The 25,962-nt window shown below is 63.5% G+C and carries 25 protein-coding genes; 7 read left to right on the top strand and 18 right to left on the bottom strand.

Annotation, left to right across the window (positions count from 1 at the left end):
• Nucleotides 1-25 precede the first annotated feature (25 nt).
• The 13 genes from PI93_RS09200 to PI93_RS09260 all read right to left on the bottom strand — a co-directional run bounded on the left by PI93_RS09200 (nucleotide 26) and on the right by PI93_RS09260 (nucleotide 12,153).
• On the bottom strand, nucleotides 26-625 hold the full coding sequence (locus tag PI93_RS09200; protein ID WP_039367598.1) for a Maf family protein: 600 nt from the start codon (nucleotides 623-625) through the stop codon (nucleotides 26-28).
• A gap of 191 nt (nucleotides 626-816) precedes the next feature.
• The gene (gene ugpQ, locus PI93_RS09205) at nucleotides 817-1,596 is read right to left on the bottom strand and encodes a glycerophosphodiester phosphodiesterase (protein ID WP_039367601.1); all 780 of its coding nucleotides are present in this window, start codon (nucleotides 1,594-1,596) and stop codon (nucleotides 817-819) included.
• On the bottom strand, nucleotides 1,593-2,690 hold the full coding sequence (locus tag PI93_RS09210) for a sn-glycerol-3-phosphate import ATP-binding protein UgpC (RefSeq protein ID WP_039367606.1): 1,098 nt from the start codon (nucleotides 2,688-2,690) through the stop codon (nucleotides 1,593-1,595). The genes ugpQ and PI93_RS09210 overlap by 4 nt, the downstream gene beginning before the upstream one ends.
• A gap of 2 nt (nucleotides 2,691-2,692) precedes the next feature.
• A complete protein-coding gene (ugpE, locus tag PI93_RS09215) occupies nucleotides 2,693-3,538 on the bottom strand; it encodes a sn-glycerol-3-phosphate ABC transporter permease UgpE (protein WP_039367609.1) in 846 nt (281 codons plus the stop codon).
• Nucleotides 3,535-4,431, bottom strand: coding sequence for a sn-glycerol-3-phosphate ABC transporter permease UgpA (ugpA, locus tag PI93_RS09220; protein WP_039367612.1), 897 nt, complete (start codon nucleotides 4,429-4,431; stop codon nucleotides 3,535-3,537). Before ugpA ends, ugpE begins: the two co-directional genes overlap by 4 nt.
• 136 nt (nucleotides 4,432-4,567) lie before the next feature.
• On the bottom strand, nucleotides 4,568-5,899 hold the full coding sequence (ugpB, locus tag PI93_RS09225; protein ID WP_039367615.1) for a sn-glycerol-3-phosphate ABC transporter substrate-binding protein UgpB: 1,332 nt from the start codon (nucleotides 5,897-5,899) through the stop codon (nucleotides 4,568-4,570).
• Between the two features lie 280 nt (nucleotides 5,900-6,179).
• Nucleotides 6,180-6,650, bottom strand: a complete 471-nt coding sequence (gene rlmH / locus PI93_RS09230; RefSeq protein WP_039367618.1) for a 23S rRNA (pseudouridine(1915)-N(3))-methyltransferase RlmH — start codon at nucleotides 6,648-6,650, stop codon at nucleotides 6,180-6,182.
• 24 nt (nucleotides 6,651-6,674) lie between these two features.
• On the bottom strand, nucleotides 6,675-7,115 hold the full coding sequence (rsfS, locus tag PI93_RS09235) for a ribosome silencing factor (RefSeq protein WP_039367621.1): 441 nt from the start codon (nucleotides 7,113-7,115) through the stop codon (nucleotides 6,675-6,677).
• A gap of 55 nt (nucleotides 7,116-7,170) precedes the next feature.
• Entirely contained in the window at nucleotides 7,171-7,902 is a 732-nt protein-coding gene (locus PI93_RS09240; RefSeq protein ID WP_039367624.1) for a nicotinate-nucleotide adenylyltransferase, read from the bottom strand.
• A 13-nt stretch (nucleotides 7,903-7,915) separates the two neighbouring features.
• The gene (gene hemF, locus PI93_RS09245; RefSeq protein WP_039367627.1) at nucleotides 7,916-8,851 is read right to left on the bottom strand and encodes an oxygen-dependent coproporphyrinogen oxidase; all 936 of its coding nucleotides are present in this window, start codon (nucleotides 8,849-8,851) and stop codon (nucleotides 7,916-7,918) included.
• A 129-nt stretch (nucleotides 8,852-8,980) separates the two neighbouring features.
• Nucleotides 8,981-9,871 (bottom strand): mechanosensitive ion channel family protein, encoded by an 891-nt coding sequence (locus tag PI93_RS09250; RefSeq protein WP_039367630.1) that lies wholly within the window; start codon nucleotides 9,869-9,871, stop codon nucleotides 8,981-8,983.
• Nucleotides 9,872-10,148: 277 nt separating this feature from the next.
• On the bottom strand, nucleotides 10,149-11,426 hold the full coding sequence (purD, locus tag PI93_RS09255; protein WP_039367634.1) for a phosphoribosylamine--glycine ligase: 1,278 nt from the start codon (nucleotides 11,424-11,426) through the stop codon (nucleotides 10,149-10,151).
• A 1-nt stretch (nucleotide 11,427) separates the two neighbouring features.
• Entirely contained in the window at nucleotides 11,428-12,153 is a 726-nt protein-coding gene (locus tag PI93_RS09260) for a YebC/PmpR family DNA-binding transcriptional regulator (RefSeq protein WP_039367637.1), read from the bottom strand.
• Nucleotides 12,154-12,646: 493 nt separating this feature from the next.
• Here PI93_RS09260 and PI93_RS09265 point away from each other — a divergent pair, with 493 nt between their 5' ends.
• Nucleotides 12,647-14,122 (top strand): helicase HerA-like domain-containing protein, encoded by a 1,476-nt coding sequence (locus PI93_RS09265; RefSeq protein ID WP_052240508.1) that lies wholly within the window; start codon nucleotides 12,647-12,649, stop codon nucleotides 14,120-14,122.
• A 118-nt stretch (nucleotides 14,123-14,240) separates the two neighbouring features.
• Nucleotides 14,241-15,170, top strand: a complete 930-nt coding sequence (locus tag PI93_RS09270) for a DMT family transporter (protein WP_052240483.1) — start codon at nucleotides 14,241-14,243, stop codon at nucleotides 15,168-15,170.
• Nucleotides 15,171-15,224: 54 nt separating this feature from the next.
• Here PI93_RS09270 and upp read toward each other — a convergent pair whose 3' ends face one another.
• Nucleotides 15,225-15,875 carry a uracil phosphoribosyltransferase gene (gene upp, locus PI93_RS09275; protein WP_039367884.1) on the bottom strand — a complete coding sequence of 217 codons (651 nt, stop codon included), beginning with the start codon at nucleotides 15,873-15,875 and terminating at the stop codon, nucleotides 15,225-15,227.
• Between the two features lie 218 nt (nucleotides 15,876-16,093).
• Here upp and PI93_RS09280 point away from each other — a divergent pair, with 218 nt between their 5' ends.
• From PI93_RS09280 to PI93_RS09290, 3 genes are read left to right on the top strand one after another with little or no spacing between them, the layout of a single operon-like run.
• Nucleotides 16,094-16,873: an SDR family oxidoreductase gene (locus PI93_RS09280; protein WP_039367640.1), complete on the top strand. Its 780-nt coding sequence runs from the start codon at nucleotides 16,094-16,096 to the stop codon at nucleotides 16,871-16,873.
• A 19-nt stretch (nucleotides 16,874-16,892) separates the two neighbouring features.
• A complete protein-coding gene (locus PI93_RS09285; RefSeq protein ID WP_039367643.1) occupies nucleotides 16,893-17,306 on the top strand; it encodes a methylglyoxal synthase in 414 nt (137 codons plus the stop codon).
• Nucleotides 17,307-17,364: 58 nt separating this feature from the next.
• Nucleotides 17,365-18,339 (top strand): quinone oxidoreductase family protein, encoded by a 975-nt coding sequence (locus PI93_RS09290; protein ID WP_039367646.1) that lies wholly within the window; start codon nucleotides 17,365-17,367, stop codon nucleotides 18,337-18,339.
• A gap of 107 nt (nucleotides 18,340-18,446) precedes the next feature.
• Here PI93_RS09290 and PI93_RS09295 read toward each other — a convergent pair whose 3' ends face one another.
• Nucleotides 18,447-18,728, bottom strand: a complete 282-nt coding sequence (locus PI93_RS09295) for a YkvA family protein (RefSeq protein WP_039367649.1) — start codon at nucleotides 18,726-18,728, stop codon at nucleotides 18,447-18,449.
• 359 nt (nucleotides 18,729-19,087) lie between these two features.
• Here PI93_RS09295 and PI93_RS09300 point away from each other — a divergent pair, with 359 nt between their 5' ends.
• Complete coding sequence (locus PI93_RS09300; RefSeq protein ID WP_039367653.1) at nucleotides 19,088-20,581, top strand: gamma-glutamyl-gamma-aminobutyrate hydrolase family protein; 1,494 nt, start codon at nucleotides 19,088-19,090, stop codon at nucleotides 20,579-20,581.
• A 133-nt stretch (nucleotides 20,582-20,714) separates the two neighbouring features.
• On the opposite strand, the gene PI93_RS09305 is transcribed toward PI93_RS09300, so the two are convergent.
• Nucleotides 20,715-21,881, bottom strand: a complete 1,167-nt coding sequence (locus PI93_RS09305; protein ID WP_039367656.1) for a porin — start codon at nucleotides 21,879-21,881, stop codon at nucleotides 20,715-20,717.
• An 829-nt stretch (nucleotides 21,882-22,710) separates the two neighbouring features.
• Nucleotides 22,711-23,946 (bottom strand): sigma-54-dependent Fis family transcriptional regulator, encoded by a 1,236-nt coding sequence (locus tag PI93_RS09310; RefSeq protein ID WP_080759076.1) that lies wholly within the window; start codon nucleotides 23,944-23,946, stop codon nucleotides 22,711-22,713.
• Between the two features lie 181 nt (nucleotides 23,947-24,127).
• Here PI93_RS09310 and PI93_RS09315 point away from each other — a divergent pair, with 181 nt between their 5' ends.
• Complete coding sequence (locus tag PI93_RS09315; protein WP_039367659.1) at nucleotides 24,128-25,072, top strand: LysR family transcriptional regulator; 945 nt, start codon at nucleotides 24,128-24,130, stop codon at nucleotides 25,070-25,072.
• 105 nt (nucleotides 25,073-25,177) lie between these two features.
• On the opposite strand, the gene PI93_RS09320 is transcribed toward PI93_RS09315, so the two are convergent.
• Entirely contained in the window at nucleotides 25,178-25,900 is a 723-nt protein-coding gene (locus PI93_RS09320; protein ID WP_052240484.1) for a GntR family transcriptional regulator, read from the bottom strand.
• Nucleotides 25,901-25,962 lie beyond the last annotated feature (62 nt).

The following is a 25,962-nucleotide window of genomic DNA, read 5'->3' on the forward strand; positions in this document are numbered from 1 at the left end:
CGAAATGCTTAGGCATCGGTACGCGTCAGAAGTCGACGCCCGCTTGTCGCAACAGCGCAGCGGTCTCGCACAACGGCAACCCCATGATGCCCGAGTAGCTGCCGTCGATGCGCATGACAAATTCAGCGGCTTTGCCCTGAATCCCGTAGGCGCCAGCCTTGCCCCTCGGTTCTCCCGAGGCAACGTAGCGCTCGATGTCTTCGCGGCGCAACGGTCGGAACCAGACATGCGAGATGTTGACCGCCTGATGCACCTGCCCATCTGCACACACGGCCACGGCGGTGAGCACGCGATGTCGGGTGCCCGACAGGCGGGCGAGGACGGCGCAGGCGTCGGCGTCGTCGAAGGGTTTGCCGAGGATGGTGCCGTCCAGACACACCGTGGTATCGGCGGCCAGAATGGGGGCATTGGGCAGGCCGGCGCGCGCCAGACGCGTGAGGGCCGCTTCGGCCTTGGCGCGTGTGACACGCTGCACGTAATCGTCGGGCGGCTCTCCAGGCAGCACGGCTTCGAGCGCTTCGGCGTCTTCGTCGGCACCCGGCAACAGCAGTTCGAAACGAACACCGAGCTGTTGCAACAATTCCTGACGGCGGGGGCTTTGCGAAGCGAGATAGATGTACGGCATGGCGGCTTGGCTTGAATTCGTCCAGCCCGGCGCACAATGTTGCAGGGATTTGCAGCACGTGTACCGGGCCGCTGGATGGGCTGGGCGAGGGAACGCCCTATTATGCCGCCTTGCGCCCACGCCCGCCACCACGGGCGGGCGTGAAAAGGGGGGCGACGAGCACGGGATGTCCCCCCGGCGGTTCTTTGCGCTCAGGCGTCGGCGAGGAAGTCGGCGCCGATCAGGTCGATGCGATCGGTGCAAATGGCGTCCACGCCCCATGCGGCCAGCTCGCGCGCCCGCGCCGGCTCGTTGACCGTGTAGACGAGCATCTGCAGGCCTGCGGACTTGATTTCGGAGACCTGCGGGCCGTCGAGATGCTTGTGACTCGCGTGCAGCGAGACGGTGCCGAGCTTGCGGGCATCGTCGCGCCAATGTGCCGGCACGGCCTCGTACAGCATGCCGCGAGGCAATTCGGGCGCGGCCGCGGCCGCGGCTTCGAGGGCTTCGTATGAGAACGAGGAGAGCAGGGGCGGCTGCGGATGCCCCGCCCACAGCGTGCGGACGGCCTCGGCCACAAGCTTGCCCGTCTCCACCTCGCGGCCCGGGCACGGCTTGATCTCGACATTCGCGGCCAGTCCCAGCGTCAGGCAGCGCTCGGCCACCTGCGCGAGGGTCGGCATCACCTGACCGGCGAAGCGCTCGTCGAACCAACTGCCGGCATCGAGCTTGGCGATGTCGGCATAAGTCATCTGCGCGGCGGCACCGTGACCATTGCTCGTGCGCTCGACGGTGTCGTCGTGCAGCAGAAAGACGACGTTATCTGCCGAGAGCTTGGCGTCGAACTCGACCATGCGCAGGCCGAGCGAGGCGCCCATCTCGAAGGCGGCCAGCGTGTTCTCCGGCGCCAGCTTGCCACCACCGCGATGCGCGACGATGCGCGGATAGGGCCAGTGGCGCCACAGATGGGCAGGGGTGGGGGTATCGCTCATGCTTCGACTCGCTTGCCGGACACCGGATCGAACAGGTGCAGTGTCTTGGCCGACATGGCCAGCGGTACGACCGTGCCTGCGGCCGGACGCAGTTCGTGCGGCAGACGTACCGTGACGTGTTGATTGCCCCAACGGCCATGCGCCAGATTGTCGGCACCCAGCAGTTCGAGCTGATCGACCAGGATGTTGGTCTGTGCGGCGAAGGCGCCAAGGCCGTTCTGTTGTTCGGCGGGCACCAGATGTTCGGGGCGCACGCCGAGCACCAGTTCGCGGTTGGCATGCGCCATGCTCGTGGGCGGCAGTCGCAGCGACGGCCCACCGCCGTCGACCTGGAACGTGCGGCCTTCCGAGTCGACGCGACCCTTGAGCAGGTTCATCGCGGGGGAGCCCATGAAGCTCGCGACGAACAGCGACGCCGGACGCTCGTACACGTCGGTCGGCGTGCCGATCTGTTCGGCGTAGCCCTTGTTCATGACGATCACGCGGTCGGCCAGCGTCATGGCTTCGACCTGATCGTGCGTCACGTACAGGCTCGTTGTCTTCAGGCGGGCATGCAGACGTTGAATTTCCAGGCGCATTTGCACGCGCAGCTTGGCGTCGAGGTTCGAGAGTGGTTCGTCGAACAGGAACACCGCCGGCTCGCGCACGATGGCACGGCCCATGGCCACGCGCTGACGCTGACCGCCGGAGAGTTCGCGCGGCTTGCGTGCGAGCAGCGGCTCGAGTTCCAGAATACGCGCGGCGGCGAGCACACGCTCGTCGATGGTTTTCTTGTCGATGCCACGAATCTTCAGACCATACGACATGTTCTGACGCACATCCATATGCGGATAGAGCGCGTAGTTCTGAAACACCATCGCAATGTTGCGATCCTTCGGCTCCAGTTGATTGACGACCTGCGAGCCGATCAGGATGCTGCCTTCGCTCACCGACTCGAGGCCGGCGACCATGCGCAGCAGCGTCGACTTACCGCAGCCCGAGGGGCCGACGATGACCACGAATTCGCCATCCTGAATGTCGATGTCGACACCGTGCAGGATGTAGTTGGTCTGGTCGTAGGTTTTCTTGACGCTATGGAGTTTGAGATTTGCCATGATTACTTTTCCGAATCAACCAGACCACGCACGAACCAGCGCTGCATGAGCAGGACCACCGCGAGCGGTGGCAGCATGGCGAGCAGCGTGGCACTCATGACGAGTTGCCATTGGGTGGCGGTGTCACCGCTGCCGATCATGCTCTTGATGCCCACCACGGCCGTCGTCATCGACGGGGCGTTGGTCACGAGAATCGGCCACAGGTACTGATTCCAGCCATAGATGAAGGTGATGACAAACAGCGCGGCGATGTTCGTCTTCGACAGTGGCAGCACCACGTCGAAGAAGAATCGCATCGGGCCGGCACCGTCGATGCGCGCGGCTTCGATAAGCTCGTCGGGCAGCGTCATGAAGAACTGCCGGAACAGGAACGTGGCCGTGGCCGACGCGATGAGCGGCACGGTCAGACCCATGTAACTGTTGATGAGCCCGAGGCTCGAGATCACCTGCACCGTCGGGAAGATCCGCACTTCGACCGGCAGCATCAACGTGACGAAGATCAGCCAGAAGAACAGATTGCGCAACGGGAAGCGGAAATACACGATGGCGAAGGCCGACAGAATCGACACCGAGATCTTGCCGATGGTGATGACCAGTGCCATGAGCAGGCTGTTGCCGAGCATCAAGCCGAACGGCATGGCGGTATCGCCCGTGCCCTGACCCCACACGGTGGCGAGGTTCTGGAACAGGTGAGTGCTCGGAATGAGCGACAGGGGAACGGAGAAGATTTCCTGCTCGTTCATGGTGGCGGCGACGAACGCCACATAGAGCGGGAAAACCACCAACAGCACGCCGATGGCCAGCATGACGTGGCAGAAGATATCCAGGCCGCGACGGTTCTCGATCATGCGTATTGCACCTTGCGTTCGATGAATCGGAACTGCACGACCGTGAGCACGATGACGATTGCCATCAGCACCACCGACTGGGCAGCCGAGCTGCCGAGGTCGAGCCCCTTGAAGCCTTCCGAGTAGATCTTGTAGATCAGCGTCATGGTCGACTGGCCCGGGCCACCGCCGGTCGCGGCGTCGATCACCGGGAAGGTGTCGAAGAACGAGTACACGAGATTGACCACGAGCAGGAAGAATGTCGTCGGCGAGATCAGCGGCAACACCAGACCGAAGAAGCGGCGAACCGGGCCGGCGCCGTCGATCGCGGCGGCTTCCACGAGCGAGCGCGGAATTGCCTGCAACCCGGCGTAGAAGAACAGGAAGTTGTAGCTGATCTGTTTCCAGATGGAGGCGAGCACAACGAGGAACATGGCCTGTCCGCCGTTGAGCGCGTGATTCCACTCAATGCCGAACTTCGCCAGCCCGTACGTGACGAGACCAATACTCGGATTGAACAGGAACGCCCACAGCACGGCGGCAATGGCAGGCGCCACGGCGTACGGCCAGATGAGCAAGGTCTGATAGGCGCGCTTGCCGCGTGTCACGCGATCGGCCATGGCGGCGAGCAGCAGCGAGATGACCAGCCCGCAGACCGTGACCAGACCACTGAAGATCATCGTGGTGCGAAACGAGGCGAGGTAGAGCGGATCGCGCCACAGCGCACTGAAATTGTCGAGTCCGACGAACTCGCTGGACAGCCCGAAGGCGTCTTGTGCCGACGTCGATTGCCACAGGGCTTCGCCTGCGGGCCAAAGGAAGAACACGACCGTGATGAAGAGCTGCGGCGCGACGAGCGCGTAGGGCAGCCAGCCGGTTCCGAAGCGGGGGCGTTCTCTGGAGTTGTGCGCCATAACGTAGTGACCAAAAAAAAACCAACCCGGCCCGCATTGACGGCGGGCCGGGTGGTGTCATTGTAACGTCACGATTCGCACGGCAAATGCGGGCGACTTGCCTGCACTGCGTGCGTCATCGCGCGTTGGGGGCCGCTTAGCTGCCCTGCTTCTGGAAGCGGCGAAGCAGATCGTCGCCACGCGATGCCGCCTTGTCCAGTGCCGCTTTGGGCGTTTGCTTGCCGCTCCACACGCCTTCGAGCTCTTCGTCGATCACCGTGCGGATCTGCGGCATGTTGCCCAGACGCAGGCCTCGCGTGAACGGCAGGGGCGGCTTGTTGAGCATCTGCTTGATGGCCATGTCGGAGCCCGGGTTCTTTGCGTAGAAGCCTTGCTTCTCGGTCAGTTCGTAGGCAGCCTTCGTGACCGGCAGGTAGCCGGTGTCCTGGTGCCACTTGGCAGCCACGGCCGGCGAAGCGAGGTAGTTCAGGAACTTGGCCACGCCCTTGTACTCGGCCGACGACTTGCCGGCGAGCACCCACAGGCTCGCGCCACCGATGATGGCGTTTTGCGGCGCGCCCTTCACGTCGGCGTCGTAAGGCATCATGCCCACGCCGTAGCTGAACTTGGCGTACTTGGCGATGTTGGCGAGCGCACCCGAGGTGGTCATCGCGATACCGCAGTCGCCGCTGTAGAACTTCGAGGTCACTTCATCCTTGCGGCCCACGTAGGTGAACGTGCCTTCCTTGGCCATGTCTGCCAGGAACTGGATGTGCTTGATCTGTTGCGGGCCGTTGAAGTTCAGCTTGGCGTCGAGACCGTCGAAGCCATTGTTCTTCGTGGCGAACGGCAGGGCATGCCACGCGCTGTAGTTCTCGAGCTGCGTCCAGCTCTGCCAGCCCATGGTGAAGCCGCACGACAGACCGGCGGCCTTGAGCTTCTGGGCGTCCGACTTCACGTCGGCCCAGGTCTTGGGCGGGGTGTTCGGATCGAGGCCGGCCTTCTTGAAGGCGTCCTTGTTGTAGTACAGCACCGGCGTCGAGCTGTTGAACGGCATCGACACGAGGTGATTGGTCTTGCTGTCGGCGTAGTAGCTCGCCACGGTCGGCACGAAGGCCGCTTCGTCGAACGGCTCGCCGGCGTCCTTCATGACCTGCCACACCGGCTTCACAGCCTTCTGGGCCTGCATCATCGTGGCCGTGCCGACTTCGTACACCTGGAGAATGGCCGGCGCATTGCCTGCGCGGAAGGCGGCAATACCGGCTGCCAGACCCTGCTCGTAGTTGCCCTTGTAGATCGGGACAATCTTGTAGTCGCTTTGCGAAGCGTTGAAATCGTTAGCGATCTGGTTGACGCGCTCGCCGAGGGCCGATTCCATCGAATGCCAGAACTGGATCTCGGTGGCGGCCAGGGCCGAGGTGCTCATGCCGAGCGCCATTGCAGCGCCAACGCCGGCCAGGGCGATACTGCGCAGGGAAGGTTGCTTCATGCCAATCTCCGATGGTTCACGAGAAGTCTAGTTGTTCGCGGTGCGAACCTTGTAGCGCCGGCTAGACTATCACGCTGCCATGTTTTTTCCACTCGCAGCGCACAATGCGTGTTGCATGGGAACGTCTGAGGGGGATTGACAGTTTTCGCCGCGGGCCATCCGGCAAGGCGTTGCACCCCATTTGCAGCCGGATACAACGTGGCATTGCGCCGCACAAAGTGGCCTGACTTATTTCTGACTTATTTTCTCGCCACGCATGCCTGGAGGGGCTCCGATACGCTCAAGCCCGGTGATACGGATGATTGGCGTTGATGCTCCACGCGCGATAAAGCTGCTCGGCCAGCAACACGCGCACCATCCCGTGGGGCATGGTCAGACTGGACAGCCGGATGAGCGTATCGGCGCGGGCCTTGAGGGCGGGGTCCAGGCCGTCGGCGCCGCCGATCACGAAGGCCACGTCGCGCCCGTCCTGTTGCCAACCGGTGAGCGACTGGGCCAGACGCATCGTCGTGAGATCCTGCCCGCGCTCGTCAAGGCACACCAGCCGGCAGCCGCGCGGCAGGGCCGCCTCGATACGCTGGGCCTCGGCGGCCATCACCGTTTCGGCGGTGCGGGAGTTGGAGCGTTGCTCCGGCTTGATTTCCTTGAGTTCGATGCGCAGCTCGGGCGGCATGCGCTTGGCGTACTCGGCGAAGGCGGTCTCGATCCAGCCGGGCATCTTGTGCCCGACTGCGAGAATGAACAGACGCATGGCAGCAGAGTCCCGCGCGGGGTCTTACTTGGCCTTGCGGCGGGCGGGCGCCGGCGATTCGAGCGTGTCGTCCTCTTCGTCTTCGTCGTCTTGCGCGCTGGCCTTGGCGCCGGCCTTGGTACCGGCGGCCTTCAGGCGTACTGGCTTCTCGCCCCAGATCTCTTCGAGGTTGTAGTACTGGCGCAGCGCCGGCTGCATGATGTGCACGATGGCGTCGCCCGTGTCGACCAGCACCCATTCGCCCACATCTTCACCTTCCATGCTGATGATGTCGCCGCCGGCTTCCTTGACCTTGTCGCGCACGCTGGCGGCGAGGGCCTTGGTCTGGCGGTTGGAGGTGCCGCTCGCGATGACCACGCGGTCGAACAGGGCGGTCAGGTGCGAGGTGTTGAACACCTTGATGTCTTGGGCCTTGACGTCTTCGAGGGCGTCGACGATCAGGCGCTGCAGTTTGCGAATATCCATAGTGCGTCTTTTTGGTGAAACAGGGAGTGCGGGGTAGCGGCCCGTCAGCGGGCCGTCAAGCGCGGTACAGGTGTTGCGCGCGGATGTACTGCCACACGGGTTCGGGCAGGTTCGCCGGGGGCGTGGCCTCGTCTCGCGCGTGCGCCAAAGTGGCGCGCAACTCGGTGGCGGAGATGTCGACGGCGAGTGAGTCGTCGATCAGAATGCCGCCGCATGGCGTGGATTGTACCCCGAGCGCAGACATTTCCCTTTCGGCGAAGACTTGACGCAGTTGGGGCGAGGCCAAATCGCGGTTGAAACCGGGGCGCGCCGCGGCGCAGATGTTGGCGTAATCGAACAGCTCCCGCCACGCGTGCCACGTATCCAGACGCACCAGTTGGTCCGAGCCGATGAGCAGCGACAACGACGCCCGAGGCCCGACATCGCGGCGGATGTCGCGCAGCGTATCGACGGTGTAGCTCGGCCCGGCACGCTCGATCTCGCGCGTGCTGACGATGAGTTCTGTCGCCGGTTGCGTGCGCGCCAGTTCGGCGGCGAGGGTTTCGGCGGCCAGGCGTGTCATCGCCAGCCGGTGCCCGGCCGGCGTGCTGCCTTGTTTCTGCGGCTGCTGGCCCGCCGGCATCAGCATTAGTTCGTCGAGGGCCAGCGTGCGGGCGAAAAGCGCGCCCAGCGCGAGGTGTCCGGTGTGAATCGGATCGAATGTGCCGCCCAGCACGCCAATGCGCCGGACCGAACCGGCGGGGGGCCTATGGGGCGTGTGCGGCGCCGCAGCGGAAGAGAGAGTCATGCGCGGCCGGCCTTCACACCCACTCGCGGCGCACGAGGAAGTCGGTATAGAGCTTCGCCTCGGGGGTATCCGGCTCGGGCTTCCAGTCGTAATGCCATTTCACGATCGGTGGCATCGACATCAGGATGGATTCGGTACGCCCTCCCGATTGCAGGCCGAAGTGCGTGCCGCGATCCCAGACCAGGTTGAATTCGACGTAACGGCCACGACGGTGCGCCTGAAAATCGCGCTCGCGCTCGCCATACGGCATGCCGCGGCGGCGCTCGATGATCGGCACATAGGCATCGAGGAAGGCGTCGCCCACGCTCTGCATGACGGCAAAGCCCGTATCGAAGCCGCCCCCGGAGAAGTCGTCGAAGAAGATACCGCCGATGCCGCGCGGCTCCTGACGGTGCTTCAGATAGAAGTAGTCGTCGCACCAGGCCTTGAAGCGCGGATACCAGGTGGTGTCGAACGGATCGAGCGCGTCTTTGCACGTCTGGTGGAAGTGCTGGCAGTCTTCTTCGAACGGGTAGTACGGCGTGAGATCCATGCCACCGCCGAACCAGAACGCCGGCAACTCGCCCGGCGCGGTCGCAATCAGAATGCGCACGTTGAAGTGCACGGTCGGGCAGTACGGATTGCGCGGATGCAGGACCAGCGAGACGCCGAGGGCTTCGAAGCCGCGTCCGGCCAGCTCGGGGCGCGACGCGCTGGCCGAGCCCGGCAACTTGTCGCCGACCACATGGGAGAAATTCACGCCGCCGCGCTCGAAGAAGTTGCCATCGTCGAGCACGCGGGTACGGCCGTCACCGCGCAGCGCACCGTCGGCCGGGCGTTGCCAGTCGTCGGCGAAGAAGCGTTTGCCGTCGAGGCGTTCAAGCGTCTCGACAATGCGGTCCTGAAGCCCGAGCAGATAAGTTCGCACCGCGCCCGTATCGGGCGCCGGTGCGGCGTCTTGCACTGTCATTCTGAGACGTCCCCATGCGTGGTAATAACCGCGATTGTACCGGCAGCCACACGTTCGGGGGCACGGCGGGGCGGCAAACGGTCTCGCCGAATGCCGCCCGAATGACCTGTATCAAGCCCTTGCGATCGATCAGGGCGTCGGGGCGTTGGGCAGCGGGTTGACCGGTGCCGCGCCGCCTGCGGCAGGCGGTGCCGGCATTGTCTTGCCCGAGGTGTCGCCGGGTGGCGGCATGAAGATCTGGCGTGGTGCCGGCACCGGCCAGTGGGCCGTACCACCGACCTCGGCAATCGCCTGATTGGTATCGAAGTACACCTGCCAATAATCCTTGTTATGGCAGTACGGCCGCACCGCGAGCAACGGTCCGGCCGATGTGAACTCGAGAATCGCGACATCCACCGCCGGCGTGCCCATCACGTTCGGAATTTGCGCGATGCGGGCTTTCAGGCGGGCAATCGCGTCCTGCACATCCACCGTGTGTGCCAACTGCGCCTTCAGGTCGACGCGGCGAAACGCATTGGCGTCGTACACCGTGATGTTGTCGCCGAAGACCTTCGTGTTGCCGACATACACGCGCAGATTGTCGGCCGTGGTGAGTGTAGTGACGAACAAACCGATCTCGTCGACCACACCGGTCACGCCGCCCGCACTGATCATGTCGCCAGTCTTGAACGGGCGCAGCACGATGAGGAAGATGCCCGAGGCGAAATTCGACAGCAGTCCGGACCAGGCGGCGCCGATCGCGATGCCGGCCGCAGCGAGCAGGGCGGCGAACGATGTTGTCTCGATACCGCAGACACTGAGGATGGAGATGATCAGCGCGATGCGCAAGGCGATGCGCAGCGTCGATTCGGTGTAGCGAACCAGGGTGGGATCGATGGCCCGGCGGGTCATGGCGGCGCGCACAAGCCGGGCAACCACATTGATGACGATGCCGCCGACAATCCAGATGACGATGGCCATCGCGATTTTCAGGCCGAACGGCACCAGATAATCGTTGACCAGTTTGTCGAGATCAAACATGTGAGTCTCCGTCGAGCGAGGGTCTGTCGGGAAAACTGTATGAAGTCCGCCGGGGCTGGCCGGATGCGGGTACCCGCCATAAGGCGTGAGTGACGGCACTACGCGGTGCCAGCGTGCCAACTTGCCCTGCACTTGTCAATCGCGGCAGTGCAGCAACGTGGCAGTGCAAACCATATGGGCGTCTTTCCAAATGACAACGGCCCGGCGGACTTGATGTCCCCCGGGCCGTGGCAGATCGGTCTGGCGCTTCAGGGCAAGCCTTCAGACGCCGCCGGTCTTACTCCGGTTTGCGCGCCAGTGCGCGGTTGCCGATGTCGTGGCGATATTGCATGCCGTCGAAATTGATCTGGTTGACGGTCTGATACGCCACGCTCTGTGCGCCGCGCACGGTGTCGGACAGGCCGACCACGCACAACACGCGCCCGCCGGTGACGGTGAGCACGTCATTCTCGAGCTGGGTGCCCGCGTGGAACGTGACGCAATCGGCCGTCTCGGCCGGCACTTCGGAGATCCGGTCGCCCTTGCGCGGCGTGTCCGGATAGCCGTGCGCCGCAAGCACTACGCCCAATGCATAACGGCGATCCCAGTCGAGTTCGATCTTGTCGAGTGTGCCGGCAATCGCGTGCTCGACCACCACCGAAAAGTCGCCCTTCAGGCGCGCCATGATCGGCTGCGTCTCGGGGTCGCCCATGCGGCAGTTGAATTCGAGCGTCTTGATGTTGCCTTGTGCGTCGATCATCAGGCCGGCGTACAGGAAGCCCGTGAAGCGAATGCCGTCGGTCTCCATGCCGCGCACGGTCGGCAGAATGATCTCGCGCATCACGCGGGCGTGAATCTGCGGCGTGACGATCGGCGCAGGCGAATAGGCGCCCATGCCACCCGTGTTCGGGCCCTGATCGTTGTCGAGCAGACGCTTGTGATCCTGCGATGTGGCCAGCGGCAGCACATTCTTGCCGTCGACCATCACGATGAAGCTGGCTTCCTCGCCTTGCAGGAATTCCTCGATCACGACGCGGGCGCCGGCATCGCCGAGCTTGTTGTCCGCGAGCATCATGTCGACGGCGTTGTGTGCTTCTTCGAGCGACATCGCCACGACCACACCCTTGCCGGCGGCAAGACCGTCTGCCTTGATGACGATCGGCGCGCCCTTGGCGTCGATATAAGCGTGGGCCAGCGCGGCGTCGGAGAACGTTTCGTAATCGGCGGTGGGAATGCCGTGGCGCTTCATGAACGCCTTGGCGAAGTCCTTCGACGATTCGAGCTGCGCGGCTTCCTTCGTCGGGCCGAAGATCTTCAGGCCACGGGCACGGAAGATATTGACGATACCGGCAGCCAGCGGTGTTTCCGGGCCGACTACCGTGAGCGCGATGCCTTCGCGCACGGCGAATTCGGCGAGCACGTTCGGATCGCTGATCGGCACATTGCGCAGGCGCTCGTCGAGCGCCGTGCCACCGTTACCCGGTGCGACATAGACCAACTGAATGCGCGGCGATTGGGCAAGCTTCCACGCCAGCGCGTGTTCGCGGCCGCCCGATCCGACAACCAGAATTTTCATCTTATTCCTCGATGACGGCGTTGGTGAAGACTTCCTGCACGTCGTCGAGGTTTTCGAGCGCGTCGAGCAGCTTTTGCATTTTCACGGCGTCGTCGCCGGTGAAGACCACTTCCGTTTGCGGTTTCATCGTGACTTCCGCCACTTCGGCCTTCAGGCCGGCCGCTTCGAGCTTTTCCTTCACAGCCTGAAGGTCGTTCGGCGGGCACACGACTTCGAAGCTGCCGTCCTCATTGGTGATGACATCGTCGGCACCGGCGTCGAGCGCCACTTCCATCAGCTTGTCTTCCGAAGTTTCCGGCGAGAACAGGAACTGACCGCAGTGAGTGAAGAGGAAGGCCACCGAACCGTCGGTGCCCATGTTGCCGCCGAACTTGGAGAAGGCGTGACGCACTTCCGCGACGGTACGCACGCGGTTGTCCGTCATGGTGTCGACGATCACGGCGGCACCGTTGATGCCATAGCCTTCGTAACGGATTTCTTCGTAGTTCGCGCCGTCAAGACCGCCAACGCCGCGATCGATCGCGCGCTTGACGTTGTCCTTGGGCATGTTGGCGTCGGCCGCCTTTTCCACGGCCAGACGCAGACGCGGGTTGCTGTCGACGTCGCCGCCGCCCAGACGGGCAGCGACCGTGATTTCCTTGATCAGGCGTGTCCAGACTTTACCGCGCTTGGCATCTGCCGCAGCCTTCTTGTGTTTGATGTTGGCCCATTTGCTATGACCCGCCATGAATTTCTCCGTCGTGCCGCGCTGTGCGGCGAAGTATGCTCTGCCGGCCCGCGCAGTGCTGCGCGGCCAACCGTTGAAACGGGAGCGCCCGCCACCACTGGGGTCGCGGGCGCCGATTGCCCAATCGCCCCGTGGGTCGCCGGGATCGTCCCGATCCCGTCGGTCCCATCCCTGCGATCCATCGGATCCAACATTTCGGGCCGGGGCAGTCCGAGCGGCAACCTGCCGCTATAATCGGAGGCAATTTTATCATGCCGCCGCACCGTGCCACGGGTGTTTGCTGCGCCGTGTCACGACCCCGCCGCGTCAAACGCCGAGGTCTCTCATGCCCCAGAAGCCCGTGTCGCCGCAAGCGTCGCCGTCTGCGACGCCTGCCGTCTCCCCTTCCACCGACTCCGCGGCCTCCGCTGGCGCGGCGAGTTCCGCTCACGAACCCGGTGAACAACTCGTCATCGCCCGTAACGATCAGCACCTCCTTGGCTTGCTGCCCGCGATGGGAAACCGTCACGGCCTGATCACCGGCGCTACGGGCACCGGCAAGACCGTGACGCTGCAAGTGATGGCGCAAGCGTTCTCCGACATCGGCGTGCCCGTGTTTCTCGCCGACGTGAAGGGCGATCTGACCGGCATCACGCAGCCGGGCGCCGAGACGCCCAAGCTCAAGGAGCGCATCGCCAATCTCGGCTTCGACACGCCCGACTGGCATGGCAGCCCGGCCACGCTCTGGGACGTATTCGGCGAGCAGGGCCACCCGGTGCGTGCGACCGTCTCCGATCTCGGCCCGTTGCTGCTCTCGCGCCTGCTCGGTCTGAACGAGACGCAGACCGGCGTCCTCAATCTCGTCTTCAAGATTGCCGACGATAACGGCCTGCTGCTGCTCGACAGCAAGGACCTGCGCGCCATGCTCCAGCATGTGGGCGATAACGCTTCGACCTTTACCACGCAGTACGGCAACATCTCCGCCGCCTCGGTCGGGGCGATTCAGCGCGGTTTGCTCACCCTGGAGCAACAGGGGGCAGACAAGTTCTTCGGCGAGCCGATGCTCAATATCGAAGACTTCATGCAGACAGACGCTCAGGGACGCGGCATCGTCAACATTCTCGCGGCCGACAAGCTGCTCGCCGCACCGCGTATCTACGCCACCTTCCTGCTGTGGTTGCTTGCCGAGCTGTTCGAGCGACTGCCGGAAGTGGGCGATCCCGACAAGCCCAAACTCGTCTTCTTCTTCGACGAAGCGCATTTGCTGTTCAACGAAGCGCCCAAACCCTTGCTCGAACGCATCGAGCAGATGGTGCGGTTGATTCGTTCGAAGGGCGTGGGCGTGTATTTCGTGACGCAGAACCCTGTCGACGTGCCCGACACGGTACTCGGCCAGTTGGGCAATCGTGTGCAGCACGCGCTGCGTGCCTATTCGCCGCGTGACCAGAAGGCCGTGAAAGTGGCCGCGCAGACGATGCGTGCCAACCCGGCGCTCGACATCGAAAAGGTGATCGGCGAGTTGGGCGTGGGCGAGGCGCTGGTGTCGTTGCTTGACGAGAAGGGCCGGCCGGCCGTGACAGAGCGGGCGTACATTCGCCCGCCGGCTTCGCGCATCGGCCCGATCACGTCGCAGGAGCGCGCCGCGTTGATGGCCACGTCGCTGGTCGCGGGCGTGTACGAAAACGCCGTCGATCGCGAGTCGGCTTACGAAAAGCTCGTCGGGCGCACGCAGACGCGTCAGCCCGACGCGCCCGCCACGGGGGGCGGCACAACGGCGCCGGAGGGCGGTGCGGCGTCTGGCGGCGGGTTGCTCGACGCCGTGAAAGATTCGCTCGGCGGTCTGCTGGGCGGGGCCGGCGGCTCGCGCCGTAAAGACACGGCTGTCGAGGCCATGGTCAAGAGCACGGCGCGCACCATCGGCAGCCAATTGGGCCGGGAGATCGTGCGCGGCGTGCTCGGCAGCATTCTTGGCGGCAACAAGCGTCGGTGAGCGCGTCCGCCTCGTCTCACGTGAAAGCGCCGGTTCGGCGATTTACCGTCGATGGCGCACGCCGCGCCACGAAGCCGCTCGCCGGTACCGTCGCTCTGCAAGGATGACCCGCTAGCTCATGTCGCTGAAATCGTCGCTGGATCCGGTGCGTACCGGCGTGGCTCACGACCCGCTGTGGTTACGTGCTGCGCCGCTGATCTTTCTGTTCCTGTGGTCGGTCGGCTTCACCGTGGCGAAGATCGGTCTGGCGTATGCCGACCCGCTCACCTTCCTCGCCTTGCGTTACGGACTCGTGCTGGTGCTGTTGGCGCCGCTGGCGGTCATCATGCGTCCGCCACTCCCCAAGACGGCTGCGGCATGGGGACATCTCGTCGTCATCGGTCTGCTGATTCAGGCGCTGTACTTCAGCATGACGTATCTGGCATTGCGCCTCGGTGTGTCGGCGGGCAGCGTGGCGTTGATCACCTCGCTGCAACCGATACTCGTGGCGCTGGCGGTACCGCATCTGGTCGGCGAGCGTGTGAGCGGGCTGAACTGGATGGGTCTCGGGCTGGGGCTGGCCGGGGCGGCGCTTGTCATTGTGGCGCGCTCGGCGGTGGAGGCGACCTCCACGCTGGGGCTGCTGCTGACGTTCGTCGCGCTCGGCGCGATCACCTGCGGCACGCTCTATGAAAAGCGTTTCGGCGTGGGTCAGCACCCCGTCACCTCGAATCTCGTGCAATACGCGGTGGGCTTCGCAGTGACGCTGCCGCTCGCAGGGTGGCTCGAGCCGATGCACGTCGCGTGGACCTGGCAACTCGGTCTGTCGCTCGTCTATCTGGTGATCGGGAATTCGATCGTGGCGATTTCGTTATTGCTGGCGATGATCCGGCGTGGCGAGGCGTCGCGCGTGTCGGCGTTGTTCTTCCTCGTGCCACCGTCGGCGGCGCTGGCAGCGTGGATCATGGTCGGGGAGCATATGCCGCCACTGGCGTGGGGCGGGATGGTGTTGGCAGCGATCGGGGTGGCGATGGCCACGCGGCGCAAGGGGAGCAAGGGCCGGTCCTGACGCGAAGGGAGCACCCCGGCGATGCCGGGGCGCAGTCCCTGCACCTGTGCAACGTTAGTTCTTGGTGCCGAACAGGCGGTCGCCGGCGTCGCCCAGACCCGGAATGATGTAGGCGTGATCGTCCAGACGTTCATCGAGCGACGCGACATACAGCTTCACGCCAGGGTGGGCGTCATGCAGCACCTTCACACCTTCCGGCGCAGCCACGAGGGCGAGGAACGCGATGTTCTCTTCGGCCACGCCGCGCTTGCGCAGCACGTCCACGGCGTGCACGGCCGAATAGCCGGTCGCCACCATCGGGTCGCACAGAATGAAGCGGCGGTCGGCGACATCCGGCAAACGCACCAGATACTCCACCGGACGATGCTGCTCATCGCGATATACACCGATGTGACCGACGCGGGCCGACGGCACCAGATCGAGCAGGCCGTCGCTCATGCCCACGCCGGCGCGCAGCACCGGCACGATAGCGAGCTTCTTGCCCGCGATGACGGGCGCGTCCATGGCGACCATCGGCGTGTCGATGCGCTCGGTCGTGAGCGGCAGGTCGCGGGTGATCTCGTAGCCCATGAGCAAGGTGATCTCGCGCAGCAGGCCGCGGAAGGTCCGCGTCGACGTTTCCTTGTCGCGCATGTGCGAGAGCTTGTGCTGGATCAGCGGGTGATCGCAAATAAAGAGATTCGGGAAGCGGGAGTCTTGTTTCATGGCAGCAATCTGAAGCAGGGCCGGTGTGGCCCGCATGGCCGCGATTTTAGCCGATGCGGCTGCTGCCGGTCCGGGTTTCGATGCCGGTTGCCGCAAATGCCCGGGCCATGAGTGCCGTATGCCGGACGAAGCGGCGCTCGCGCGATTCCCTTAGAATCGCTGCAAGACGGTCGTATGGCCGCATTTTTCCAATGCTTCACTTGTCTTGAAGGCTGATCATGGATCTGGGAATCAAGGGCCGCACCGCACTGGTGTGCGGCGCGAGCAAAGGGCTGGGGCGCGCATGTGCCCAGGCGCTGGCCGAGGCCGGCGCGAATGTCGTGATCGTCGCGCGCACGGCCGACGCACTCAACGCCACCGCTGACGAGATTCGCGCCGCAACGGGCGTCAACGTCACGGCTATCGCTTGCGACATCACCACGCCACAAGGGCGCGCTCAGGTGCTCGCGGCGTGCGGCCAGCCCGACATTCTCGTGACCAACGCCGGCGGGCCGCCGCCGGGCGATTTTCGGGATTGGGAGCGCGACGACTGGATTCGCGCGCTCGACGCCAACATGCTCACCCCGATCGAGCTCATCAAGGCAACGGTAGACGGCATGATCGCGCGCGGCTTTGGACGTATCGTGAACATTACGTCGTCGGCCGTGAAGGCGCCCATCGATATTCTCGGGTTGTCCAACGGCGCCCGCTCGGGGCTGACCGGCTTTGTCGCGGGGCTTGCGCGCACGACGGTCGCTCACAACGTCACCATCAACAATCTGTTGCCGGGGGCTTTCGACACCGATCGCCTCGCCGGCACCATGCAGGCATGGGCGGACAAGAGCGGCCAGACGCTGGACGAGGCGCGCGCCAAGCGGGCCAACGCGATTCCGGCTCGCCGCTTCGGACAGCCCGACGAGTTCGGCGCCACCTGCGCATTTCTGTGCAGCGCGCACGCGGGCTACATCACGGGGCAGAATGTGCTGATCGACGGCGGCGCCTATCCGGGCACGTTCTAACGCTTCAGGGATCGTTTCCATGACCGTATCGACAGTACCGAAAGTCCGGATCGCACTCATCGCGCACGACAAGAAGAAGGACGAAATTCTGGCCGTCGCACGTGACTACGTCGACGTGCTGCGCCAATGCCAATTGGTCGCCACAGGCACCACGGGCGGACGCATCGCCGCCGAACTGGGGCTCGACGTCGAGCGCAAGCTCTCCGGGCCGCATGGCGGTGACCTGCAGATCGGCGCGCAACTTGCCGAGGGGCGCGTCGACATGGTGCTGTTCCTGCGCGACCCGATGACACCGCAGCCGCATGAGCCGGATATCAACGCGCTGGTGCGTGCCTGTGACGTGCACAACGTGCCGTGCGCCACGAATAGCGCCACGGCGCGTCTGTTACTCGAGCAGTTGATGGTGCGTCTGGCGGCGCAGCCGGCAGCGTGACGCGGACAAACCGCAGACAATCACGACATCACCCGAACGAAAGAGAGAAGGAGCGAGGATGACCAAGGCAATTCGCATCGAACAGAATGGCGGCCCGGAAGTGATGAAGTACGTGGACGTCGAAGTGGGTGAACCCGGCCCGGGCGAGGCGCGCGTGCGTCACAACGCCGTCGGGTTGAACTATATCGACGTGTATTTCCGCACCGGTCTGTACCCGCAGCCGCTGCCCGCCGGCCTCGGCATGGAAGCCGCCGGGGTGGTCGAGGCGGTGGGCGAGGGCGTTACGCACGTCAAGCCGGGCGATCGCGTGGCGTATGCGAGCCGTCCGTGCGGCGCTTACGCGCAGGCGCGCGTGATGCCCGCCGCGCCGCTCGTGCGTGTGCCCGACGCCATCAGCGACGATCAGGCCGCCGCGATGATGCTGCAAGGCATGACCGCGCAGTACCTGCTGCGTCGCACGTTCCCGGTCAAGGCAGGGGACACGATCCTTATTCATGCCGCGGCCGGTGGCGTGGGCCTCATCGTGTGTCAGTGGGCCAAAGCGCTCGGCGCCACGGTGATCGGCACGGTCGGCTCCGACGAGAAGGCGGCGCTCGTGCGCCAACACGGCTGCGACCATCCGATCGTCTACACGCGCGAGAACTTCGTCGAGCGCGTGAAAGCGATTACCGGCGACGAAGGCGTGCCGGTCGTCTACGACTCCATCGGTCAGGACACGTTCATCGGTTCGCTCGATTGCCTGCGTCCGCTGGGCACGATGGTGAATTTCGGTAGCGCATCGGGCCCCGTGACGCAGATCAATACGGCGGATCTCGTGTCGCGTGGCTCGCTGTTCTTCACGCGTCCGACGCTGTTCAATTACACGGCCAAGCGCGCCGATCTGGAGGCCACGGCGAACGAGCTGTTCGATGTGGTTGCCAGCGGCACCGTCAAGATCGAAGTCAATCAGCGCTACGCACTGGCCGACGTGGCACAGGCACACCGCGATCTCGAGGCGCGTAAGACCACCGGGTCGACCTTGCTCATGCCCTGACGGGCGGGTGCAGGACAAAACAAGCGGGACTAAAGAAGAAAGAAGAAAAGGGATGCCTCGGCATCCCTTTTTTCATGACTGACGATGCGGCGAGCGACCGTGCAGGCTCAGGCGCGCTGCGTGAAGACATGGGCGCGGGCATCTTCGCGCACGTCCGCCGGCAGATGCCTGATCAGCCAATGCACGACCATGCCGATCACGATGACATCGTCGAGCAGGCCGAAGACCGGCACGAAATCCGGAATCAGATCGAACGGGCAGAGCAGGTACACCACGAGCAACGCCATGGCGGGCAATAGCCAGCGCGGGCGGCGCGGATCGCGTGCCGCGTGCCACAAGACACGGAAATCGTGACGGGCGATTTGCCACAGACGGAGAAAACGCTTCACTTGCAGGCTCCTGATACCGGTATGCTCGAGGGTGTGGCGAGCATTTTCATTCAACCGACGCAAACGTCGCTCAATATTTGATGAATATCGCGCAACGTGTTCTGATTATACGCATCGTTGTCTTGGCGTGCCGGATGAGGGCGCATACGCGCGATGCGTGATAATTAGCTTCGACAGTGTCAGGGCCAGACGGTTTCATCGCATGTCTCGCCCGACGGATTTCAACCCATGGCGTCCTGAGAGGCGCTGCGGTCCGTCGGCTTTCTCGGTTGCGGCAGGATCGGGGCGGCGGGATAATTTGCGAGCCGCCGTGGTCAATCCATTTTTCCCCCCTTCGCGGACGCCTTCCCAACGCCATCATGACCGACGCTCAAGATCCGAAATCGCCGCAACAGCCGAACAAGCCCGAGTCCGATACGAGTAAGAGCGCGACCCCACCTCAGACACCTGCGGCAAGCGATGCCGGCGCAACGTCTGCCGCGTCCTCCTCATCCGCCTCGCCCTCGCAGGGGCCATCCGAATACGTAGCGCCCGCAACGCCGGCAACGCCGCATCAGACGGGCAAGCCTGTTGCCGGTACGGCCGAAGGGTCGGGCAGCATGCCGCCGAACCCCGACACGCTAACGCGCCCGGCCCATGCGACCGAGGCCGCCGCGCCCAGCGACGTACACGGGCAGACGCCGCAGCCAGCACACGCCGCGAAACCGGCAACGCCTGCGCCGCAGGCCGTGGCCGCACAGGTGGCCTCCGACAGCAACCCCATCGCCACGCCTGCCCCCAAGTCGACCGAGGACGTCAAGGCGGCCGGTGTGGGCAGCGCAGGCGGCAACCTCGGTGAGGCGGGCGGCGCGGCGGTGTCTGGCAGTGCTACGCCGGCAGGTGCCGGTGGCGCGGGGGGCGGCGAACCGCCGCATCAACCGACGTTCACCCCTGGCGCGGCACGGCCGGGCAGCCCATCGTCGATGGGGGGGCAGCCGTCGTATCTGCAAGCGGGCGATTCGCCCTGGTCCGTGCTGCGCCGGATCATGTCGGCGCGATTCCGTGCGTGGTACGACCGCGCGGGACAGCGCATCACGCAACGCACACTGAAGATCGGCATTTCGGCGCGCATCTTCCATCCGGAGCCGGGATCGAAGGGGCTGCGCAGCAAGACGCTGCAATATCTCGAAGAGTCGATCGCGCACTGGGTGATGTCGCGCGACGTGCTGGTCTTCATGATTCCGACGGTCGACACGCAGGGGCAACTGCACCCGAGCCATATTCGTCTGCACGATTACGCGAAGCATCTCGATGGACTGGTGTTGCAAGGCGGGGCAGACGTTGCGCCGCTGACCTATTCGGAAGTGGCAACGCGTCACGAATGGCAGGGCGACCGTATGCGCGACATGTACGAACTCGAGTTGCTGCATGAGTTCGTGGAGCAGGGCAAGCCGATTCTGGGCGTTTGCCGGGGGTGTCAGCTAATCAATGTGGCGTTCGGCGGCACGCTGCACCAGGATATCGCGACCGATCTGCCCGAGGCGATTCCTCACGTCACCGAGACATACGAACATAACCGTCACACGCTGACGTTTCCGGAGGGGTCGTCGCTTGCCCAGATGCTGGGACCCGTTGACGTACCGATCGTCAATTCCATTCACCACCAGTCGGTCAAGACGCTGGGGCGCGACCTGAGCGTGGAGGCGATGTGTGCGGAAGACGGCGTGGTCGAGGCCATTCGCTATCGCAAGGCGCCCTTCGTGATGGGGCTGCAATGGCACCCGGAATTTCACCGTGCGGGTGGGCCGGAGTTTCTCGATTGCACGCCGGTGCTCGACAACTTCCTGCGCGCCGCCAGAGAGACGCGCTTCTGATTGGTAGGTATCGGCCGCAACGTCTCGAACTGATAGCGAGCGACGGACAGGGCAATAAAAAAGGGCAGCCGCGAGGCTGCCCTTTTTACGTCAGGCGTTCCGGAAAACTGCCCCGGAACTCACGCCGCTTCGATTAGAAGCGGTGACGGATACCCGTGCCCACAACGGTTTGCGAGCTGGTCGACGACATACCGCCGGCAGCGCCGACACCGGCTTGGAGGCCCGTGCCTTCGTTGTCGGAGATGTGCTGGTACGAACCCGTCAGGTACACATCGGTGCGCTTCGACAGACGGTAGTCAGCTTGCAGCGTAACGGTGTGGAACTTCGGCTTCTGGTCCGTCGAATCTTGCTTGGCCATCGTGTACGTGTACGCGGCCGACAGCGAGACTGCCGGGGTCAGCATGTAGCGACCGTTGATTTCGAAGTTGTCGAACTTCAGGCCGTCGTTGTTGAACGACACAGCGGTGCTGTTGTAGTTCAGACCTGCCAGACCTTGCAGTTGCGTGTGGGTGTACACCAGGCCAACCGTTGCCGGGCCAAAGGCGTAGTTACCACCGATACCCCAGACGCGTTGCTTCGATGCGTTGAACACCGAGTCACCGCCGTTCGACGTGTCGACAGCGCCCGTGCCGTTGTTGTTACCCGGGTTGCCTTGGCGTTCCAGGTAAGCAGCAGCCACCGTCAGCGGGCCGTTTGCGTAGTTCACACCGGCGCTGAATGCACGGTTGTTGGCGAAGTCACCCGCCTTGTTCGAGAAGCCATACAGGCCGCCGAAGGTCAGGCCGTTGTAGTTGGCGCTCGAGTACTTGACCGAGTTGTTCACACGGAACGAGTTGTTCGTGTTGTCGTTATCGTACGGATGCGAAGCGATCGTGCCGCCGAACGACGAACCGTTCAGGGTCAGCGGAGCCAGGTAGTCAACCAGCGAGTCGTACTGACGGCCGATCGTCACAGCGCCGAACTTGTCGTTCTGCAGGCCAACGAAGGCTTGACGACCGAACATGCGGCCGTTTTGGCCCGACTGACCGTTGTTGATCGAGAAACCGTTTTCCAGCACGAAGATGGCCTTGTTACCGCCACCCAGATCTTCCGAGCCCTTCAGGCCCCAACGGCTGCCGTTGATCAGGCCGCTCGTTGCGCGGAAGTTCTTCGAGCCCGAAGCACCTGCCGTGGTGGTGGAGTTGCTCGTGTAAGCAACGCCAGCATCGATCAAGCCGTACAGCGTGACGCTGCTTTGTGCATGCGCGGCCGTTGCCGAGAACGCGCCGACGACGGCTGCGGCAAGAAGAGTTTTTTTCATGGTTTAAGCTCCAGTAACGTGACACGAATCGCAGAATTCGCGTGAAAACAGAACGCGGCGAAACAGAACATGTCGAGGTGACGGTTTGTCATTCGCGGACCCGATCAGGTATCGGCACTGTTCTGCTGACAGGGGGCAGTGTATGAGTGACCGTTACTCGCGCCTATTTCAGAATCCGCAAGAATCTATTTCAGATACGAAAAGAATCCATCGCATGCGCCGCAAAGCTTTGTGCAGTAAGGGATTGGCTTGATTAAGCCTAGGCGAGAAATAGCGATGCAAGCGACGTGTGTTGCGCTCGGGACACAGTGCGCAGCGCATGCAACCGCGTGTGTGAAGCGTTGTCTGCAGGGGATTTGCGCGCGACAAGCACAAATGGATTTGGTTCCGGTGATGCGAAAACATGTCACAGTTGCTGCACGCGCAAGTGACGCATCGAACGATATTGCATCGTCGATGACGAGTGCAGTTCGATACGACTCGCTTCTCGGCGCGTTGCCACGCGAGACGTCTATATAGAGAGGTATCGGTGCGGGTGTCAGCTTGCCGCCATGCTCACGTCATCCAGCGATTTGCCATGCGCGTGATGAGGGAAATCCGATATGTTGGCAAGCGCGAGATTCCGAGGGGCTCGAAAAATCGCTTTATTTACGGGGTTTTACGGACTATTGCGAGTCGCCGAATAATGCATTGCGTCGAATGATGACAATGATTTCGGGAGCCAGACCTATACTACGTTCCGCGAGAAGTAGACTTTTGCGTTGAGTGAAAAGTCTCCAAACCTTGGCGCGGCCTCATTGGCCGCGCTTTTTTTTGTCCGCGTGATTGGCTATGCGTAGAGTCCTGCGCTGATCGCTTCGCCGCAGTCGCGCACGTGGGGAATGCTCAACTGCTTGAGCTTGCGATATAACGACGCTCGGCAGAAGCCAAGCGTGCGCGCAGCGGCAGAGATGTTCCAGCGATGCTGGGCGAGGGCTTGCAGAATGCGTTCGCGCTCACTGTCATGACGTGGCGTCGGCGCCATCGTCTCGACCGGCCGGGCAATCGATGTGGGGAGCGCTGCGTCGCTGGATTCGGCGATGCGCTGGAGCATCGACGTGTCGTCGCGTGGCGCCTGCCCGCGTGAAGCCGCAACCCGGTCTGGCGGCAAATCGTCGACACACAAAAGATTGCCGCTCATCACCGCACAGGCATAACGTAATGCTGCGCGAAGCTGACGCAGATTCCCGGGCCACGCCTGCGTCAACAGATACGACAGGGCGTCGGGCGTCACCCGAGCGAGCGCCTGATCGGCCCGCAGTCCCGGCCATTCGTCGCACAGCATGCGGGCAATCAGTTCGCGCTTGTCGTCGCGCTCGCGCAGTGTGGGCAGCGTGAGCACGCCCACGGCGATACGGTAGTAAAGATCTTCCCGGAAGGTGCCTTGCGCCACGGCGCGTGAGAGATCCTGATGGGTCGCGCAGATCAACTGTACGTCCACCGGCACCGCATGACTCCCGCCGAGTGGCGTGACTTCACGCTCCGAGAGCACCCGCAACAACCGCGTTTGCAGCGCATGCGGCATGTCTCCGATTTCGTCGAGGAAAAGTGTGCCGCCGTCGGCCTGCTGCAATTTCCCTTTCATGCCACCGGGCAACGCGCCGGAAAACGCTCCACGCTGATAACCGAACAATTCGCTCTCGACGAGATGCTCAGGCAGCGAGGCCGTGTTGATGGCGACAAACGCTTGCGCGCGCCGCTCGCTGTATTCATGCAATGCCCGGGCCAGAAACTCCTTGCCCGTTCCCGTCTCGCCGAGAATCAATATGGGCAGTCCGCGATCGACAAAGCGCTTGCCGCGCGCGAGAAGATCGCGCATGCGGGCGTCGGTGCCGCACAGGTCGTCGATGGCGAGATAGTCGGGGCGCATCTGACGCGCCGCAGTGGGGGCGGTCGGCACGCGTGTGATGCGCTCAGCCAGGGCTGCGATGTTGTTGAAGGCGGTATTGGCACTGGCTGCGCCGGTGGTGCTGGCGTGGCCGACAGGTCGAGCGGGGGCAGGCGCTACAGCAAGGTGAGCGGGCATGACTTGTCTCCTTCTCGTATCGGTACGAAAGGTCGCCGTCGGTGGCTTGTGGCCTGGCGTTTCCTGACGTCTCTTTATGTCGCAGCCAGCTCGGGTGGCCAACCGCCAATGCAGGATACGACTGCTCAGTCATAACATCCAATACAATATTGATGTTCTATTAATACCTCTGGGGTATCAAATGATCGAGCTGCGTCATTTCCAGTATTTCGTGGTGCTCGCGCAGACGCTGCATTTCGGTCGTGCGGCCCAGCAGTTGCATATTTCGCAACCACCGCTGTCGCGTCAGATTGCGCTGATGGAGGCGGAGTTGGGCGTGCTGCTGTTCGAGCGCACGCGTCGCAGTGTGCGGCTCACGCGTGCCGGCGCACGCTTTTATCAGGACGCGGTGGAAATTCTCAACTCGGTCGAACGCGCGCGGCGCAATGTCGTGGCGGCGAGCCGGGGGGAGGATGGCGCGATCACGGTCGGCTTCATGATGTCCTCCGCGTACAACATCCTGCCCGCGCTTACGCGAACCTATGCGGCGGCGTATGCGCGCGTCGACATGAAACTGGCGGAGACGCTACCCAACCTGCTGGCCGAGGCGGTGCGTGCGGGGCAAACCGACGTTGGCATCATGTACCGCCCTGAAGACCTCACCGGGCTCGACACGGCGACGGTGTTCCGCGAGGAGATGGTGGCGGTGCTGCCGCGCACGCACGCGCTGGCGAAGGCGCGGGTACTGGACGCCTCGCAACTGGCCGAAGAGTCGTTCGTGAGCATTCCGCGCGAGATTGCGCCGCTGGTCTACGACCTGGTCGTGGACCACTGCCGCCGCGCAGGGTTCTCTCCCCACATCCGGCTGGAAACCAACTTGCAGCAGACGATTATCAATCTGGTCGGCGAGGGGCTGGGAGTGGCGATGGTGCCCATGTCGATGAGCAGCGCGAGCGCGTCGGGGAGCGCGGTTTTCAAGCCGTTGCGCAACGCGCCTGTGGCGGAGGTGGCGCTGTTGTGGAGTCGCGACAATCACAACCCATGTGTCGCGACCTTCGTTGAGAACGCGAGAACGGTGTGGCGCGAGATGCAGCACGCACCGGGCGCACGACTGGTGCCGGACAGACCGGACACCAGCGTGCGATGAATGGGCAAGGCGGGGTGCATTGATGCGAATGCATAGCGACCGGCCAGGCACCGTAGTTGTCGCAACGTGCTGTCTGAACGGACATTCCGCCGCTCGGCCAGTTGACTAGACTCGGTCGCCCAACACGGTGGCTCGGGTGAATGCTTCGATGTTGTCCAGCAGCGCATCGAGGCCTTCACCCGCTCGTTTCACATCGCCGGCCGCAATCGCTTCGGCGACTTGCGCATGCAGCCGCGCCATGGTTGGCAGGTCCGCCGCTTCCTTGTAGTGGTAATACCAGAAGCGGCGTGACAGCCCGTGCATCAGGCGCATGGCACCTTCGGCGAATTCGTTTCGGGCCGCGACGAGACACAACTCGTTGAACTCACGGTCGGCACGAATGAACTCGACATCCTTGCCGCTACGGGCGGAACTCCTGAACTCCTTCGCCAGACGCGTAAAGTGTTCCCGTTGCTCCGCCGTGGCCTTCTTCGCAGCACTTCTGGCAATCAGTCGTTCGACCTCGCGTCTCGTCTCCAGCAGGCGCAACTGCTTGGAGACGTCCATCGGAGGCACCAGCAGGCCGCGCTGCGGCAATACGACAATCAAATGTTCCCGGGCCAGCCGCTGAATCGCTTCACGAATCGGCGTGCGTCCAAAGCCCGTCATCTCGCTCAACTGTAACTCCGACATTGTTGAACCCGGGGCCAGTCGCAGCGTCACTATCGCCTCTTCGATCCACTCGTACGCCATGTCCACCATTCGGCCGCGAGGGATCGCATCCATTCGTTCATCGAGCGCTGCGGCTTCTGGTTTCCCCGTCCGTCGGGGCGCCTTCTTTGTCGCCATTTGGTCAATGCTCAGAGCAAATGTTAATTGTATATCACCTGCTTACAGCGATAGCGCAGACC

The sequence above is a fragment of the Pandoraea fibrosis genome (assembly GCF_000807775.2).
GTDB classification, from domain to species: Bacteria; Pseudomonadota; Gammaproteobacteria; order Burkholderiales; family Burkholderiaceae; genus Pandoraea; species Pandoraea fibrosis.

Excerpts from the sequence above, each read along its gene's own strand:
- PI93_RS09200 (WP_039367598.1), bottom strand. The coding sequence starts at position 625 with ATGCCGTACATCTATCTCGCTTCGCAAAGCCCCCGCCGTCAGGAATTG.
- ugpQ (WP_039367601.1), bottom strand. The coding sequence starts at position 1,596 with ATGAGCGATACCCCCACCCCTGCCCATCTGTGGCGCCACTGGCCCTAT.
- PI93_RS09210 (WP_039367606.1), bottom strand. The coding sequence starts at position 2,690 with ATGGCAAATCTCAAACTCCATAGCGTCAAGAAAACCTACGACCAGACC.
- ugpE (WP_039367609.1), bottom strand. The coding sequence starts at position 3,538 with ATGATCGAGAACCGTCGCGGCCTGGATATCTTCTGCCACGTCATGCTG.
- ugpA (WP_039367612.1), bottom strand. The coding sequence starts at position 4,431 with ATGGCGCACAACTCCAGAGAACGCCCCCGCTTCGGAACCGGCTGGCTG.
- ugpB (WP_039367615.1), bottom strand. The coding sequence starts at position 5,899 with ATGAAGCAACCTTCCCTGCGCAGTATCGCCCTGGCCGGCGTTGGCGCT.
- rlmH (WP_039367618.1), bottom strand. The coding sequence starts at position 6,650 with ATGCGTCTGTTCATTCTCGCAGTCGGGCACAAGATGCCCGGCTGGATC.
- rsfS (WP_039367621.1), bottom strand. The coding sequence starts at position 7,115 with ATGGATATTCGCAAACTGCAGCGCCTGATCGTCGACGCCCTCGAAGAC.
- PI93_RS09240 (WP_039367624.1), bottom strand. The coding sequence starts at position 7,902 with ATGACTCTCTCTTCCGCTGCGGCGCCGCACACGCCCCATAGGCCCCCC.
- hemF (WP_039367627.1), bottom strand. The coding sequence starts at position 8,851 with ATGACAGTGCAAGACGCCGCACCGGCGCCCGATACGGGCGCGGTGCGA.
- PI93_RS09250 (WP_039367630.1), bottom strand. The coding sequence starts at position 9,871 with ATGTTTGATCTCGACAAACTGGTCAACGATTATCTGGTGCCGTTCGGC.
- purD (WP_039367634.1), bottom strand. The coding sequence starts at position 11,426 with ATGAAAATTCTGGTTGTCGGATCGGGCGGCCGCGAACACGCGCTGGCG.
- PI93_RS09260 (WP_039367637.1), bottom strand. The coding sequence starts at position 12,153 with ATGGCGGGTCATAGCAAATGGGCCAACATCAAACACAAGAAGGCTGCG.
- PI93_RS09265 (WP_052240508.1), top strand. The coding sequence starts at position 12,647 with ATGGGAAACCGTCACGGCCTGATCACCGGCGCTACGGGCACCGGCAAG.
- PI93_RS09270 (WP_052240483.1), top strand. The coding sequence starts at position 14,241 with ATGTCGCTGAAATCGTCGCTGGATCCGGTGCGTACCGGCGTGGCTCAC.
- upp (WP_039367884.1), bottom strand. The coding sequence starts at position 15,875 with ATGAAACAAGACTCCCGCTTCCCGAATCTCTTTATTTGCGATCACCCG.
- PI93_RS09280 (WP_039367640.1), top strand. The coding sequence starts at position 16,094 with ATGGATCTGGGAATCAAGGGCCGCACCGCACTGGTGTGCGGCGCGAGC.
- PI93_RS09285 (WP_039367643.1), top strand. The coding sequence starts at position 16,893 with ATGACCGTATCGACAGTACCGAAAGTCCGGATCGCACTCATCGCGCAC.
- PI93_RS09290 (WP_039367646.1), top strand. The coding sequence starts at position 17,365 with ATGACCAAGGCAATTCGCATCGAACAGAATGGCGGCCCGGAAGTGATG.
- PI93_RS09300 (WP_039367653.1), top strand. The coding sequence starts at position 19,088 with ATGACCGACGCTCAAGATCCGAAATCGCCGCAACAGCCGAACAAGCCC.
- PI93_RS09305 (WP_039367656.1), bottom strand. The coding sequence starts at position 21,881 with ATGAAAAAAACTCTTCTTGCCGCAGCCGTCGTCGGCGCGTTCTCGGCA.
- PI93_RS09310 (WP_080759076.1), bottom strand. The coding sequence starts at position 23,946 with ATGCCCGCTCACCTTGCTGTAGCGCCTGCCCCCGCTCGACCTGTCGGC.
- PI93_RS09315 (WP_039367659.1), top strand. The coding sequence starts at position 24,128 with ATGATCGAGCTGCGTCATTTCCAGTATTTCGTGGTGCTCGCGCAGACG.
- PI93_RS09320 (WP_052240484.1), bottom strand. The coding sequence starts at position 25,900 with ATGGCGACAAAGAAGGCGCCCCGACGGACGGGGAAACCAGAAGCCGCA.